This window comes from Aliiroseovarius sp. Z3, from assembly GCF_029105185.1.
Lineage (GTDB): Bacteria > Pseudomonadota > Alphaproteobacteria > Rhodobacterales > Rhodobacteraceae > Aliiroseovarius.
In genome coordinates this window covers 460,691-473,964 of record NZ_JAFMZK010000002.1, presented here as the reverse complement: position 1 = coordinate 473,964, position 13,274 = coordinate 460,691, and the positions used below count along the sequence as shown (strand labels likewise).

Here is a 13,274-nt window from a genome sequence, read left to right as displayed (position 1 = left end):
CTGCAAGCGATACAGGCGCAAGCCCCAAGGCGCGCGCCATGAAATCGCACGGCAAAATCGCGGTCTCAGCCTCGTTCAAACCGCGCGAACTGATGACCGACACGCCACGCTATGCCGGGGTCTGGACCGCCAAAATCATCACCCTGTTCCCCACCGCCTTTCCCGGCGTGCTGGGCGAAAGCCTGACGGGACGGGCGTTGAAAGACGGGTTGTGGGCCTTGGAGCCGATCGACCTGCGCCCGTTTGGCGAAGGCAAGCATCGCAATGTGGATGACACGCCTGCCGGTGGTGGCGCGGGCATGGTGCTGCGCGCCGATGTCCTGGGCAAGGCGATAGACACAGCACAATCTGGCGTGTCCAGCGACCGCGCAAACTGGCCGATCCTTTACATGTCACCGCGTGGCAAACCGCTTGATCAAGCCATGGCGCGCCGCTTTGCGGCCTGCGACGGGCTGACCATCCTGTGCGGGCGTTTTGAAGGCGTCGATGAACGGGTTCTGGACGAATACGAGATTGAAGAGGTCAGCCTGGGCGATTTCGTCCTGACCGGGGGCGAAATCGCAGCGCAAGCCTTGCTTGATACCACCGTGCGGCTATTGCCCGGCGTTCTGGGCAACGAAGCCTCGACCGAAGAGGAAAGCTTCTCGGCCGGACTGCTGGAGCATCCGCAATACACCCGCCCGGCCAACTGGCGGGGTCGCAGCATTCCCGATGTTCTGACATCGGGGCATCACGGGCGGATCGCCACATGGCGCCGCGACATGAGCGAACAACTCACGCGCGAACGCAGGCCGGATCTGTGGGAATCATTACGGCGAAAACGAGACGAAGACGGGGCTGATTGACAGGTTTTGCCCAATTTCAATCAAGGCTTTTTTGTGGCTTTGTTTCGAAAAGTGTAACTGTCCGAAAATTCGCCTTTAACTGTTTCGAAAATCCCGAAAAACGCGCAGCTTATACACCTTTGCACTCGCCAGATATGGGGAACCAAGAAAGGTGAATTTGTGTCATTTGTTGGGCGTGCGACGTTTAGTCAACGATAGACCGAACCCGCCATTTCAAAACATACCGCAACCTAACGCGACCATCTTTCTTAGTCTCTTTTCGATTGAAAACAGTTTGTGAACTTCGAACTCTGAACGACCGGATGACGGCAAAGAAAGGTGAACGACATGGAACTTTTGATCACTGCAAAACAAAACCGCATCAACGCACTGAGCGCCCTTGCGAAAAAGAAGCGTGCGGCGTGCACCCCGCGCCCTTCGGCTGAGCTCAAGCGTCGTATCCCGATGTTCCGCACAGCACGCAACGCACTTTCGGCACCCCTCGTCCTTGCCTAACGGACACCACTCACGGACGCCGAAACGAAGGAAGCCGCGCCGATTTTCCGGTGCGGCTTCTGCCTTCTCAGCGCACGCTTTCACACCGTGCCAACACCCTTGATCTGGAGGCACATTCCCCCTATACACCGCCCGTCTGCCACTCGTCTGAGTCGCGCGGGCGTTTTTCATTTGGGGTGGCGCTTTCTTCTGCGCCCCACGACCCGGCTGAAAAACAGAAAAAGAAACGACGGACGACCTCCTGCGGGCGCAAAGCGGACCCGGTGAAGACAAGGAGCTCTTGGACGGCAGCTAACTTTGCGGACCAACCGCAAGCATAGATAGGAGATGGTCAGATGAACCTGATCGCAGAACTTGAGGCGGAACAAGTTGCCGCCCTGGGAAAAGACATTCCCGATTTCAAAGCCGGTGACACCATCCGCGTCGGCTTTAAGGTGACCGAAGGGTCGCGCACCCGTGTGCAGAACTATGAAGGCGTGTGCATCAGCCGCAAGAACGGCGCAGGCATTGCCGGGTCGTTCACCGTGCGCAAAATTTCGTTCGGTGAAGGCGTGGAGCGTGTATTCCCGCTGCATTCGACAAATATCGACAGCATCACCGTGGTTCGCCGTGGGCGCGTGCGTCGTGCGAAAATGTACTACCTGCGGACCCGCCGTGGCAAGTCGGCTCGTATCGCGGAAGATACCAACTACAAAGCCAAGAAAGCTTAAGGAGCGTCGTTATGAAAAAGGATATCCATCCCGACTACCACATGATCGACGTCAAAATGACCGACGGAACGATCGTTCAAATGCGCTCGACCTGGGGCAAGGAAGGCGACACGCTGTCGCTGGACATTGACCCGTCGGCACACCCCGCATGGACCGGTGGCGGCACCCGCTTGTTGGACACCGGCGGCCGCGTGTCGAAGTTCAAATCGAAATACGAAGGCTTCGGGTTCTAAAAACCTGCCCCTTCGAGAAGACAGAAACGCCGTCCCAATCGGGGCGGCGTTTTTCGTTGCGGGTGGCGATGTGCATCCCTAGCCTTGCTGTCAGAACCACCGGTATGAGGCATGAAATGATTTCGCAGTTCGGGCCCGAACTTTGGCTGGCGGACGGGCCCTCGATCAAAGCCGCTGCCGGTTTTCACTATCCGACGCGCATGGCGGTGATCCGACTGCGTGGTCGTGATCTGTTCATCTGGTCACCCATCCCGTTAACGAACGCGCTGCGTCGAGGCATTGATGCACTTGGGACCGTCAAATACCTGATCGCGCCCAACACGCTCCATCATATGTTCTTGCAGGACTGGATCGCAGCCTTCCCAGATGCTGCACCATTTGCCGCGCCCGGTTTGCCGTCCAAACGCACCGATATCTCTTTCGCAGGCGAACTGACCGAGACGCCAGATCCTGCTTGGGCCGACGATATAGATCACGTCATACTGACCGGAAACGCAATCACGACCGAGGTTGTCTTTTACCATCGCCCAAGCGGCACGGTGCTGTTCACCGATCTTTTGCAGCAACTGCCGAAAGATTGGTTCTCAGGTTGGCGCGCCATGGTGGCCCGGCTTGACCTGATGACCGAAGCAGAACCCACAGTCCCAAGAAAATTTCGCATCGCCTTTCGCGACAAAACAGCTCTCCGCCAATCTGTACGCAAGGTGAAATCCTGGAACCCGCGGGCGGTGGTGATGGCGCACGGAACGCCCATTACACAAGATGCGTCAGCGTTCCTTGACCGGGCATTTTCATGGGTTCCGGGTTCGAAATGATCTGCCGGGCACACAAACGACCGAAAACCACGCTATGGCACTGAAGACTCAACCCTGATTTCAATGCGCGCAGCATCTTCCCCCCGCTGGGCTTCATATCTATAGTCGCCGCACATAAGAAGCTGCACAACAGTCGGGGATACAGGCGTGGCGCATATTATCGTGGTCGGAAACGAAAAGGGCGGGGCGGGCAAATCCACCGTGTCCATGCATGTGGCAACCGCGCTTGCGCGGATGGGGCATAAGGTCGGGGTTCTGGATCTGGACCTGCGCCAAAAGACATTTGGCCGCTTTGTCGAAAACCGCAAGGCCACCATGGCACGCGCCGGCGTCGATCTGGCAACGCCTGAATATCATGACCTGCCCGAGGTCGATCCCGCCACGCTGAAGCCCGGCGAAAACCCCTATGACCGCCGCCTGTCCATGGCCGTGGCTGCGTTGGAGGCGGATCGCGATTTCATCATCATCGACTGTCCGGGATCACACACCCGGCTAAGCCAAGTGGCGCATTCACTGGCCGATACGCTGATCACCCCCCTGAATGACAGCTTTGTGGATTTCGACCTGCTGGCCCATGTCGACCCGGAAACCAACAAGGTAAAAGGCCCCTCGGTGTATTCCGAGATGGTCTGGAACGCGCGGCAGTTGCGCGCCAAAGCGGGACTGAAACCGATTGACTGGGTCGTCGTGCGCAACCGTCTGGGCGCGCAGATGATGCACAACAAGAAAAAAATGGGGGACGCTGTCGCGGACCTGTCCACGCGGATCGGCTTTCGCGTCGCCCCCGGCTTTAACGAGCGTGTCATCTTCCGCGAGCTGTTCCCGCGTGGCCTGACCCTTCTTGATCTTCGCGATATCGGTGTGGTTGGGCAGATGAACATCTCGAATGTCGCGGCCCGCCAGGAATTGCGCGAGCTGATGAAGGGGCTGAACCTGCCCGGTGTCGAGGTCAAAATCTAGCCGACCCGGCCGCGTTTTCCCTCTTTCCGAAGGGCGTGGCCCCGACTACCCTCGCGATCATGTTGCGTTTTGTCCTGACCCGCGCCTTGTCGCTTGGCTTGAGCCTCGTGGTTGCCTCGCTGGTGATCTTCGCGATGATCGAGGTCATACCCGGCGACCCGGCGTCTTTCATGCTGGGCCTGAATGCTGAACCGGAAACGGTCGCCGCACTGCGGGCTGAACTGGGTCTGGATGGCTCGTTACCCTCGCGCTATCTGGGTTGGATCGGTGGGTTGATGACGGGGGATTTCGGACTGTCCTATACCTATCGCGTGCCCGTGTCCGAACTGGTGTTGGAACGGCTTAAGGTCTCGCTGCCGCTCGCATTATTCGCTTTGTGTCTGTCCACCCTGATCGCCATTCCAGTCGGCCTGTTTGCCGCCACCCGTCGCGGCGAACCCACAGATTTTGCCATTATGGGGGCCACGCAGTTGGGTATCGCGGTGCCCAACTTCTGGTTCGCCATGTTGCTGGTCCTGGTCTTCGCAGTGCAGCTTCGCTGGTTTTCCGCAGGCGGTTTTCCGGGTTGGGACGAAGGGTTCTGGCCCGCAGTCAAGGCGCTGACCCTTCCGTCTGTCGCATTGGCCTTGCCGCAAGCCTCGATCCTGGCCCGCGTCATGCGGTCATCGCTTTTGGATGTGCTGCATCAGGACTATATGCGCACCGCCCGCGCCAAGGGGCTGACCATGTCACAAGCCACCCGTCGCCACGCCCTGCGCAACGCGCTGATCCCGGTTCTGACCATCATCGGGCTGCAGTTCAGTTTTCTGTTGGCGGGCGCGATCATCATCGAAAACGTCTTCTTCCTGCCCGGCCTTGGGCGGCTGATCTTTCAGGCCATCACGCAGCGTGACCTTATCGTTGTCGAAAGCGTGGTCATGTTGCTGGTCTTCGCCGTCATCCTTGTGACCTTCCTTGTGGACGTCGCTTATGCCGTCGTCGATCCAAGATTGCGGAGGAGCGCATGACCCGCCTGCCCGCCCAGCTTTGGATCGGTGCCGTGCTCAGCGCCGTGCTGCTCGCCGCCGCGCTAATCTCGTTCCTGTGGACGCCTTATGACGTCACCGCGCTGAACATCGCGGACAAGCTGAAGGCCCCCTCCGCCGACTATCTGCTTGGCACCGACCACTTTGGCCGAGACCTTCTGTCCATGCTGATGGAGGGCGGGCGGATTTCCATCGCCGTTGCCGTTCTGGCCGTGGGGATTGGGATGGTGATCGGCGTTCCCATGGGGCTGATGGCCGCCGCCAATCGGGGCGGCTGGCTGGACGAGGTCATCATGCGCGGCAATGACCTTATCTTCGCCTTCCCCTCGCTGGTCATCGCCATCCTGATCACCGCAACCTTCGGCCCATCCGCCACCAACGCGATCATCGCCATCGGCATCTTCAACATCCCGGTTTTCGCCCGTGTAGCCCGTGGCGGCGCGCTGACGATCTGGACGCAGGAATTCATCATGGCCGCGCGGGTGGCGGGCAAGGGCAAGGCCCGGATCAGTATCGAGCACATCCTGCCCAATATCGCGAACCTTCTGATTGTGCAGGGCACCATCCAGTTTTCACTGGGCATTCTGGCCGAAGCGGGGCTGAGCTATGTGGGTCTTGGCGCGCAGCCCCCGACCGCCAGTTGGGGACGGATGCTGGCGGATGCGCAGACGATGATCTATTCCCATCCGCGCCTTGCCATCACGCCGGGGTTGGCGATCGTCGCCATGGTGCTGGGCCTGAACCTGATGGGCGACGGATTGCGAGACCTTTTGGATCCCCGGATCAGAAGGGCACGCCTATGATCCGGATCGAAGATCTTGCCCTGTCGATCCATGGCACCCCAATCCTGCGGGACGTGGACCTGTCCATCGCGCCCGGTCAGGTGGTCGGGCTGGTGGGCGAAAGCGGGTCGGGCAAGTCGATGACCGCACTGGCCCTGATGGGGCTTTTGCCGCGCGGGTCGGATGTGACCGGCAGGGTCTGGCTGGACGGCTCGGACCTTGCAACACTGGACGAGGCGGCGATGTGCGACATTCGCGGGCGCCGCATCTCGATGATCTTTCAGGAACCGATGACGGCCCTGAACCCGGTCAAGACCATTGGCGATCAGGTCGCGGAAACCCTGCTGATCCACGGCCGCGCCGACCGTGACGATGCCCGCCGCATCGCGGCCGAAAAGCTGGCGCGCGTCGGCCTGCCCCAAGACCGCTTCCCACTGGATCGTTATCCGCACGAACTGTCAGGCGGGCAACGACAGCGGGTTTGCATCGCCATGGCCATTGCCCTGCATCCAGACCTATTGATCGCGGACGAACCGACCACCGCGCTGGACGTGACCACGCAGGCGCAAATTCTGGATCTGTTGAAAGAGCTGGTCGCAGAGGAAGGGATGGGCCTTCTGCTGATCACCCACGACCTGGCTGTTGTGGCGGGCATGGCCGATCATGTCGCCCTCATGCGCAAGGGCGAGATCGTTGAACAGGGTGACACCGAAACCCTGTTTCGCACCATGTCGCACCCCTATACGCGGCAGTTGCTGGCGGCCTCGGGCCATGTGCCTGAGAGCCAAGCCACCCCGCAAGACGCACCATTGCTTGAAGTGCGCGACGCAGTGAGGGACTATGCCCTGCCCCGCGTAAACCTCTTCGGACCGACCCCACAGTTTCGCGCGGTGGACGGGGTCAGCTTCACGCTGAACAAGGGGGAAAGCCTTGGGCTGGTGGGCGAAAGCGGATGCGGGAAATCCACGCTCAGCCGCGCCATCTTGGGGTTGGAGCCATTGCAGGGCGGTGACATTCTGCTGAACGGCACGCCGATTGCCCCTGACATGCCACCCGCCCGCCGCGCCGGTCTGCAGGTGGTTTTTCAAGACCCATATGGCAGCTTCAATCCTCGCTGGACGGTCGAACGACTGGTCGCCGAACCCTTTCACCTGCTGGGCGTGCGCCCCACCGACTGGCGCGACCGCGTGCGCGAGGCCTTGGCAGAAGTCGGGTTGGATGCCGGTGCGATGACCCGCTATCCGCACGAGTTCTCGGGTGGTCAGCGCCAGCGCATCGCCATCGCCCGCGCCCTGATTTTGCGCCCCGAACTCATCATCCTCGACGAAGCGGTGTCGGCGCTGGATGTTTCGATCCGGGCCGAAATCCTTGACCTTTTGGCAGAGCTTCAGGCGCAACACGGGCTGGCCTATCTGTTCATCAGCCACGACCTTGGCGTCGTGCGATCAATCACCGACCGGGTGCTGGTAATGAAGGCAGGCAAGATCGTTGAAGAAGGCGCAACCGATGCGGTCTTTGCCGCGCCGCGCCACACCTATACCCAATCCCTGATCAACGCAGCACCGGTCATCCCGCCCGCGTGGAAGGAGGCATAAGATGAAAGAACTTTGGTTCGACCCCGCCGAGATTTTGATCGGAGGTGCGTGGCGCAAGACCGAACGCACACTGCCCGTCGAAGACCCCTCGACCGGCGAAGTATTCGCCCAGATCGCTCGCGGATCCGCACCCGAAATCAACGCCGCCGCGACCGCCGCGCAATCCGCGCTGGAGGGCGACTGGGGCCGGATGACCGCGACCGAGCGCGGGCGCATCCTGACCCGGATCGGGCAGTTGGTCGAAACCCGTGTGGACGATCTGGCACTGCTTGAATCGCGCGATGTAGGCAAACCGTTGACCCAAGCGCGAAACGACGCCGTAGCGCTGGCGCGATACATGGAATTCTATGGGGGGGCCGCCGATAAAGTGATGGGCGAAACGATCCCGTATCTGGACGGCTACACCGTCTACACCTTGCGCGAACCGCACGGAGTCACGGGGCATATCGTGCCATGGAATTACCCGATGCAGATCATCGGACGCTCGGTCGGAGCGGCCTTGGCAATGGGCAATGCCTGTGTGTTGAAGCCAGCCGAAGAAGCCTGTCTGACCGCCCTTGCCTTCGCCCGATTGGCCGAAGAGGCCGGGCTACCGAAAGGCGCACTGAACGTGGTCACGGGGCTGGGCGAAGACGCCGGTGCCGCATTGTCTGTCCATCCCGATGTCAATCATATCAGCTTCACCGGCTCGGTTCCCGTGGGTGGGTTAGTGCAAGCCGCTGCTGCGCAAAACGTGGTGCCCGTGACGCTTGAGTTGGGCGGCAAGTCGCCCCAACTGGTGTTCGACGATGCCGATCTGGACGCCGCCCTGCCCTTTCTCGTGGGCGCTTGCATCCAGAACGCGGGGCAAACCTGTTCGGCCAGTTCGCGTGTTCTGGTCCAGCGTGGGGTGTATGACGAGGTGGTGGCCCGGATGGGCGCCGCCTATGACGCGCTGCGGGTTGGTCCTGCGGGGGTCGATCTGAATGTCGGCCCCCTGATCTCGGCACGCCAGAAAGAGATCGTCGAAGAGTTTCTGGCGCGGGGCAGCGATCTGCGCGTTGCCGGGCGCGGGCAGCTTACCGATGTGCCCGACGGCGGGCATTATGTGACGCCGACACTGTTTGCCGATGTGCCGCCCGATCACCCGCTGGCGCGGGACGAGGTGTTCGGCCCGGTGCAGGTCGTCATCCCCTTCGACACGGAAGAAGAAGCCGTCCAGATCGCGAACGCTACCGACTACGGGCTGGTCGCCAGTATCTGGACGGCTAACGGCGCACGCCAGATGCGGCTGGCAAAACGTCTGCGCGCGGGGCAGGTGTTTATCAACAATTACGGCGCGGGCGGTGGGGTCGAACTACCCTTCGGCGGGATCGGTAAATCCGGTCACGGGCGCGAAAAAGGGTTCGAGGCGCTTTATGGCTTCTCGCAACTCAAGACCGTTGCGGCGAAACACGGGTAAAGCATGAGCGCGCGGCTGAGACTTTCCAACCGGCAAGCGCGGCACTTGTGGCTGTGGACCAACGGGCTGTCGGACACGCCGACGGGGGCGCTGGACCTTGAGGCGATCATCTGGCGGCTGGGCTTCGTGCAGATCGACACAATCCGCAACGTGACCCGCGCCCATAACCACATTTTGTGGAGCCGCAATCAGAACGTCCGCGAAGGGATGATCTGGGACCGACTGGCCCGGCGCGAGGTGTTCGAACATTTCACCCATGACGCCAGCCTGATCGACAAACGTGTTCTGCCCTATTGGCGGCGGCAGTTTGATCGTCTGGGCGCACAGGCCGGTCGGCACGCCTGGTATCAATCCGGGTTGGGTCAGGCCCAGATCGCCGAAATCCGGCAACGCATCAGGGACGAAGGCGCCCTGTCCACCCACGCCTTCGACACCAAGGCGGAAAGCCGCGAAATGTGGGCCCGCCCGCCGCACAAAAAAGCGCTGGACCAGATGTGGTATGCGGGCGAGCTGGCCACGTGTCACCGCGACAACTTCGTGAAATTTTATGATCTTGGCGAACGGGTGTTTCCGGCCCATGACCCCGTCGAGGATGCCCATGCCATCGACTGGCTGTGCTCTGCCGCGATGGACCGGCTGAGTTTCGGCACGACCGGCGAAGTGGGTCGTTTCTGGGACGCGATGACCCCGCGCGAGGCCAAACGCTGGTGCGACACCGCCGATCTGGTGTCGGTCGATGTTGAAACCGCAGATGGCGGCACCATCGCTGCTCTGGCCCATCCCGAGATCGAGGCACGGCTCACCGCCCTGCCGACACCCACCACGCGGTTGCGCATTTTGAACCCGTTCGACCCGGCCATCCGTGACCGCGCGCGGTTGGAGCGCCTGTTCGGCTTTGAGTATCGCAACGAGATGTTTGTCCCCAAGCCCAAGCGACGCTGGGGGTATTACGTTTATCCCTTGCTTGAAAGCGACAGGTTCGTCGGGCGGATCGAGTTGAAGGCCGACCGGAAGGCGGGAACGTTAAGCGTGACTGGCTTCTGGCGCGAGCCGGGTGTGAGATGGGGACCAGCGCGGCACGACAAACTGGACGCAGAGCTTCAGCGCTTCGCACGATTTGCGGGGCTGAATCAGGTGCTTTGGCAAACATCGCGCGGTTGACTTGCGCCGACGTAGAAATCGGCGCAAGCTCCGCCCAGCCACGAAGGGGGATCGGATGCGGCTTCAAGGAAAAACAGCTATCGTGACCGGCGGCGCCTCTGGCTTCGGCGCTGGTATCGTTCACAAATTTGCAGCAGAAGGCGCACGCGTGATGGTCGCCGACCTTAATGATGAACTGGCCCGCACGGTTGCCGCAAAGGTGAACGGCGTGGCGCATCATGTGGATGTCTCCAGCGGGGACAGCGTGGCCCAGATGGCACGCGCCGCGCATGAGCTTTGGGGCCATGTCGATATCATCGTGAACAATGCGGGCATCACCCACCTGCCCAAACCGATGGAGGACGTGGACGAGGGCGAGTTCGACCGCGTCTTTGCCGTGAACGCCAAATCGGTTTATCTGATGGCGCGGTATTTCGTGCCGTCCATGAAAGCGGCGGGCAAAGGCGCGATCCTGAATGTGGCGTCAACAGCCGGTCTCAGCCCGCGCCCGAACCTGAACTGGTACAACGCCTCGAAAGGTTGGATGATCACCGCCACCAAAGCGATGGCGGTCGAGCTTGCCCCGCACGGGGTACGCGTCAACGCGATCTGTCCGGTCGCGGGGGAAACGCCTTTGTTGTCCAGCTTCATGGGAGAGGACACGCCCGAAATCCGCGCGAAGTTCCTGTCAACCATCCCGCTCGGCCGGTTCTCGACTCCAGAGGATATGGGAAATGCAGCCTGTTTTCTGTGCTCGGACGAGGCGTCAATGGTGACGGGCGTGGCGATGGAAGTTGATGGCGGGCGTTGTATCTGAGGACATGTAAGCGCCGGGGGTTTCACACCCCCGGACCCCCGTGGGATATTTGGAACAAGAAAAAGAGGACGTCATGAAACCCGGCCCCAGAAACCTGATCACCGATGTCGCGGGCCTTCGCGTCGGCAATGCCGAGGACCATGTGATCAAGACGGGTGCAACCGTGTTGGTGGGAGATGCGCCGTTCACGGCGGGTGTTCATATTATGGGCGGGGCGCCGGGCACACGGGAAACCGCGCTTCTGTCCCCCGACAAGCTGGTGCAACAGGTCGATGCGCTGGTGTTGTCGGGAGGATCGGCCTTCGGGTTGGATGCAGCGTCTGGCGTCGTCGATGGTTTGCGCGCGCAGGGGCGCGGGTTTCAGGTGGGCGATCAGCGGGTGCCGATTGTGCCGGGGGCCATCCTGTTTGACCTTCTGAATGGGGGTGACAAGGGCTGGGCGGAAAATCCCTATAAGGCGCTGGGACGGGTTGCCCTGGAGGCCGCAGGTGAGGAGTTCGGGCTGGGCACGACCGGAGCCGGCACCGGGGCAACCGTTGAGGGTTTGAAGGGGGGGCTTGGGTCGGCCTCGCTGGTTCTGGAGAGCGGTATCACCGTTGGTGCGCTGGTGGCCGTGAACGCTCTTGGGGCCGTGACAATGGGCGACGGTCCGTCCTTTTGGGCAGCTCCCTGGGAAATGAAGGGAGAGTTCGGCGGGCGTGGCATGGGCACCCACGATCCGACACTGGAACCCCGCCCCGAGGCGCAGATGGGCGAAAACACCACCATCGCAATTGTCGCAACAGATGCCGACCTGACGCAGGCGCAGGCCACGCGGCTGGCAACGGCGGCCCATGATGGGATGGCCCGTGCCATCCATCCGAGTCACACGCCCTTTGATGGTGATCTGGTCTTTGCTGCCGCGACTGGCGTGCAGGCTCTGCCTGACGAGGGCTTCGATGCGTTGCGATTGGGGCATGCCGCAGCCACCTGCCTGGCCCGGGCGATCGCACGTGGCGTCTATGCTGCGACACCTGCCAAACATGATACATTGCCCACATGGGCCGAGAGATTTTTATAAGGAGAGTTAGATGACCCGCATGTTCAAGATCGCCGTTTTGGCAGCACTGATGGCACCAACACTGGCCCAGGCCGACGAGGTAACCGACACACTTCAAAGCGCGCTGAAAGCGTATGAAGAAGGTGACATCACTTACACGCTGGAAGAGTTGGAATATGCCAAGCAGTTGCTGCAGGCGATGAAAACGGCGGATCTTGCCAAGTTTCTGCCCGATGCGCCCGATGGCTGGACCCGCGAGGTATCGACCGAGATGAATGCAGGCCTTGCGATGCTGGGCGGCGGCGCAGGGGCCGAGGCGACATATACCAACGGGTCCGACGAGTTCACCATCACGATCATGGCGAACAACCCGATGGTTGGCGCGCTGTCCGGGATGCTGTCAAACGCTGCCCTGATGGGCATGAAGCTGGAACGGGTCGGGCGGATGAAATACCTTAATCAGGATGGCGAACTGTCGGGCATTGTCGACGGGCGCATCCTGATCCAGGCCGACGGCGCAGATGTCGACGTGATGATCCCGGTTTTGGAAACCATAGACGCCCGCGCGCTGGAAGATTTCGGGCGCTAAGGCTCAGCCCAGCAGCGCGGCCACCATGTCGCTGTCCGGGTCCGCCAGCGGCTCGATCACGTCGAAATGGTGGCGGTCCGGCGCGATGACCAGATCAGCTTCGGGCCAGGTCAGTGCAAGGTCACGGGCCTGATCCAGAAAGGCGGGGCGTTCGTCCGCTCCTACCCAAACCGTCGTGGGTATGCCTGCGCGATCCCTGATCAGCGCGGGACTTTCGGCCTGCGCCTCAGCGTCATCAAAGTGAAGCGTTTCATTCATCGCCGTCTGCATCAGAGGGCGAAGATCCCCGAGCGGCGAGATTGGCATGATGCGCGCGATCCGGTCGCGACAGGCCAACGATACATCACAGCAATTCATTCGTGCCACCAGATGTCCACCCGCGGAATGACCGGCAAGCCGGATCGGCCCCTCCACATGGTCCGCCGCGGCGTCGATGGCCTGCGCAACAGCGCGCGTGATCTGGGCAATCCGCACATTTGGTGCCAACGGGTATGACGGCAGCGCCACGGCGTAACCCTGCGCCACGGACCCCGCCGCCAGATGGGTCCAGTCGCGGCGCCCGAACGCCATCCAATAGCCGCCGTGCACGAAGACCACCAACCCTTTCGGCGATGCCTCTGGCAGCACCAGATCGAAGGCATTCGAAGCATCTTCTCCGCAAGGCAGGTCCAGCCGAAGATTCTTGTGCGAGGTGCGAAAACTGTTCGCCATTTTCTCCCATTTTTCCGGGAAATCGTGCCCATTCGGGATGAAATCCGCATTCGCATAGGCTATGTCGAAATCCATGA

General features: G+C 61.2%; 15 protein-coding genes. 14 read left to right on the top strand and 1 reads right to left on the bottom strand.

What is annotated here, in order from left to right:
• The first annotated feature begins 38 nt into the window (after window positions 1-38).
• The 14 genes from trmD to J3R80_RS05195 all read left to right on the top strand — a co-directional run bounded on the left by trmD (window position 39) and on the right by J3R80_RS05195 (window position 12,486).
• Window positions 39-845 carry a tRNA (guanosine(37)-N1)-methyltransferase TrmD gene (trmD, locus tag J3R80_RS05260; protein ID WP_275392782.1) on the top strand — a complete coding sequence of 269 codons (807 nt, stop codon included), beginning with the start codon at window positions 39-41 and terminating at the stop codon, window positions 843-845.
• A gap of 327 nt (window positions 846-1,172) precedes the next feature.
• On the top strand, window positions 1,173-1,340 hold the full coding sequence (locus J3R80_RS05255) for a hypothetical protein (RefSeq protein WP_275392705.1): 168 nt from the start codon (window positions 1,173-1,175) through the stop codon (window positions 1,338-1,340).
• 335 nt (window positions 1,341-1,675) lie between these two features.
• Window positions 1,676-2,050, top strand: coding sequence for a 50S ribosomal protein L19 (rplS, locus tag J3R80_RS05250; RefSeq protein WP_275392704.1), 375 nt, complete (start codon window positions 1,676-1,678; stop codon window positions 2,048-2,050).
• A gap of 11 nt (window positions 2,051-2,061) precedes the next feature.
• Window positions 2,062-2,283: a 50S ribosomal protein L31 gene (gene rpmE, locus J3R80_RS05245; protein ID WP_275392703.1), complete on the top strand. Its 222-nt coding sequence runs from the start codon at window positions 2,062-2,064 to the stop codon at window positions 2,281-2,283.
• A 104-nt stretch (window positions 2,284-2,387) separates the two neighbouring features.
• Entirely contained in the window at window positions 2,388-3,098 is a 711-nt protein-coding gene (locus J3R80_RS05240) for a DUF4336 domain-containing protein (RefSeq protein ID WP_275392702.1), read from the top strand.
• 147 nt (window positions 3,099-3,245) lie between these two features.
• Window positions 3,246-4,058, top strand: a complete 813-nt coding sequence (locus J3R80_RS05235; protein ID WP_275392701.1) for a division plane positioning ATPase MipZ — start codon at window positions 3,246-3,248, stop codon at window positions 4,056-4,058.
• Window positions 4,059-4,117: 59 nt separating this feature from the next.
• On the top strand, window positions 4,118-5,065 hold the full coding sequence (locus J3R80_RS05230) for an ABC transporter permease (RefSeq protein ID WP_275392700.1): 948 nt from the start codon (window positions 4,118-4,120) through the stop codon (window positions 5,063-5,065).
• Window positions 5,062-5,886, top strand: a complete 825-nt coding sequence (locus J3R80_RS05225) for an ABC transporter permease (RefSeq protein WP_275392699.1) — start codon at window positions 5,062-5,064, stop codon at window positions 5,884-5,886. Before J3R80_RS05230 ends, J3R80_RS05225 begins: the two co-directional genes overlap by 4 nt.
• Window positions 5,883-7,460: a dipeptide ABC transporter ATP-binding protein gene (locus J3R80_RS05220; protein ID WP_275392698.1), complete on the top strand. Its 1,578-nt coding sequence runs from the start codon at window positions 5,883-5,885 to the stop codon at window positions 7,458-7,460. Before J3R80_RS05225 ends, J3R80_RS05220 begins: the two co-directional genes overlap by 4 nt.
• 1 nt (window position 7,461) lies before the next feature.
• Window positions 7,462-8,901: an aldehyde dehydrogenase family protein gene (locus J3R80_RS05215; protein ID WP_275392697.1), complete on the top strand. Its 1,440-nt coding sequence runs from the start codon at window positions 7,462-7,464 to the stop codon at window positions 8,899-8,901.
• 3 nt (window positions 8,902-8,904) lie between these two features.
• Window positions 8,905-10,062, top strand: coding sequence for a crosslink repair DNA glycosylase YcaQ family protein (locus J3R80_RS05210; protein ID WP_275392696.1), 1,158 nt, complete (start codon window positions 8,905-8,907; stop codon window positions 10,060-10,062).
• A 55-nt stretch (window positions 10,063-10,117) separates the two neighbouring features.
• The gene (locus J3R80_RS05205; protein ID WP_275392695.1) at window positions 10,118-10,858 is read left to right on the top strand and encodes an SDR family oxidoreductase; all 741 of its coding nucleotides are present in this window, start codon (window positions 10,118-10,120) and stop codon (window positions 10,856-10,858) included.
• Window positions 10,859-10,931: 73 nt separating this feature from the next.
• Window positions 10,932-11,918, top strand: coding sequence for a P1 family peptidase (locus J3R80_RS05200; RefSeq protein WP_275392694.1), 987 nt, complete (start codon window positions 10,932-10,934; stop codon window positions 11,916-11,918).
• Window positions 11,919-11,928: 10 nt separating this feature from the next.
• Window positions 11,929-12,486: a hypothetical protein gene (locus J3R80_RS05195; RefSeq protein WP_275392693.1), complete on the top strand. Its 558-nt coding sequence runs from the start codon at window positions 11,929-11,931 to the stop codon at window positions 12,484-12,486.
• A 3-nt stretch (window positions 12,487-12,489) separates the two neighbouring features.
• Here the strand turns inward: J3R80_RS05195 and J3R80_RS05190 are convergent, their stop codons facing one another.
• Window positions 12,490-13,272, bottom strand: coding sequence for an alpha/beta hydrolase (locus J3R80_RS05190; RefSeq protein WP_275392692.1), 783 nt, complete (start codon window positions 13,270-13,272; stop codon window positions 12,490-12,492).
• Window positions 13,273-13,274 lie beyond the last annotated feature (2 nt).

What these genes read in the sequence shown, in the direction of transcription:
- trmD (WP_275392782.1), top strand. Translation starts at nt 39, where the DNA reads ATGAAATCGCACGGCAAAATCGCGGTCTCAGCCTCGTTCAAACCGCGC.
- J3R80_RS05255 (WP_275392705.1), top strand. Translation starts at nt 1,173, where the DNA reads ATGGAACTTTTGATCACTGCAAAACAAAACCGCATCAACGCACTGAGC.
- rplS (WP_275392704.1), top strand. Translation starts at nt 1,676, where the DNA reads ATGAACCTGATCGCAGAACTTGAGGCGGAACAAGTTGCCGCCCTGGGA.
- rpmE (WP_275392703.1), top strand. Translation starts at nt 2,062, where the DNA reads ATGAAAAAGGATATCCATCCCGACTACCACATGATCGACGTCAAAATG.
- J3R80_RS05240 (WP_275392702.1), top strand. Translation starts at nt 2,388, where the DNA reads ATGAGGCATGAAATGATTTCGCAGTTCGGGCCCGAACTTTGGCTGGCG.
- J3R80_RS05230 (WP_275392700.1), top strand. Translation starts at nt 4,118, where the DNA reads ATGTTGCGTTTTGTCCTGACCCGCGCCTTGTCGCTTGGCTTGAGCCTC.
- J3R80_RS05225 (WP_275392699.1), top strand. Translation starts at nt 5,062, where the DNA reads ATGACCCGCCTGCCCGCCCAGCTTTGGATCGGTGCCGTGCTCAGCGCC.
- J3R80_RS05220 (WP_275392698.1), top strand. Translation starts at nt 5,883, where the DNA reads ATGATCCGGATCGAAGATCTTGCCCTGTCGATCCATGGCACCCCAATC.
- J3R80_RS05215 (WP_275392697.1), top strand. Translation starts at nt 7,462, where the DNA reads ATGAAAGAACTTTGGTTCGACCCCGCCGAGATTTTGATCGGAGGTGCG.
- J3R80_RS05210 (WP_275392696.1), top strand. Translation starts at nt 8,905, where the DNA reads ATGAGCGCGCGGCTGAGACTTTCCAACCGGCAAGCGCGGCACTTGTGG.
- J3R80_RS05205 (WP_275392695.1), top strand. Translation starts at nt 10,118, where the DNA reads ATGCGGCTTCAAGGAAAAACAGCTATCGTGACCGGCGGCGCCTCTGGC.
- J3R80_RS05200 (WP_275392694.1), top strand. Translation starts at nt 10,932, where the DNA reads ATGAAACCCGGCCCCAGAAACCTGATCACCGATGTCGCGGGCCTTCGC.
- J3R80_RS05195 (WP_275392693.1), top strand. Translation starts at nt 11,929, where the DNA reads ATGACCCGCATGTTCAAGATCGCCGTTTTGGCAGCACTGATGGCACCA.
- J3R80_RS05190 (WP_275392692.1), bottom strand. Translation starts at nt 13,272, where the DNA reads ATGGATTTCGACATAGCCTATGCGAATGCGGATTTCATCCCGAATGGG.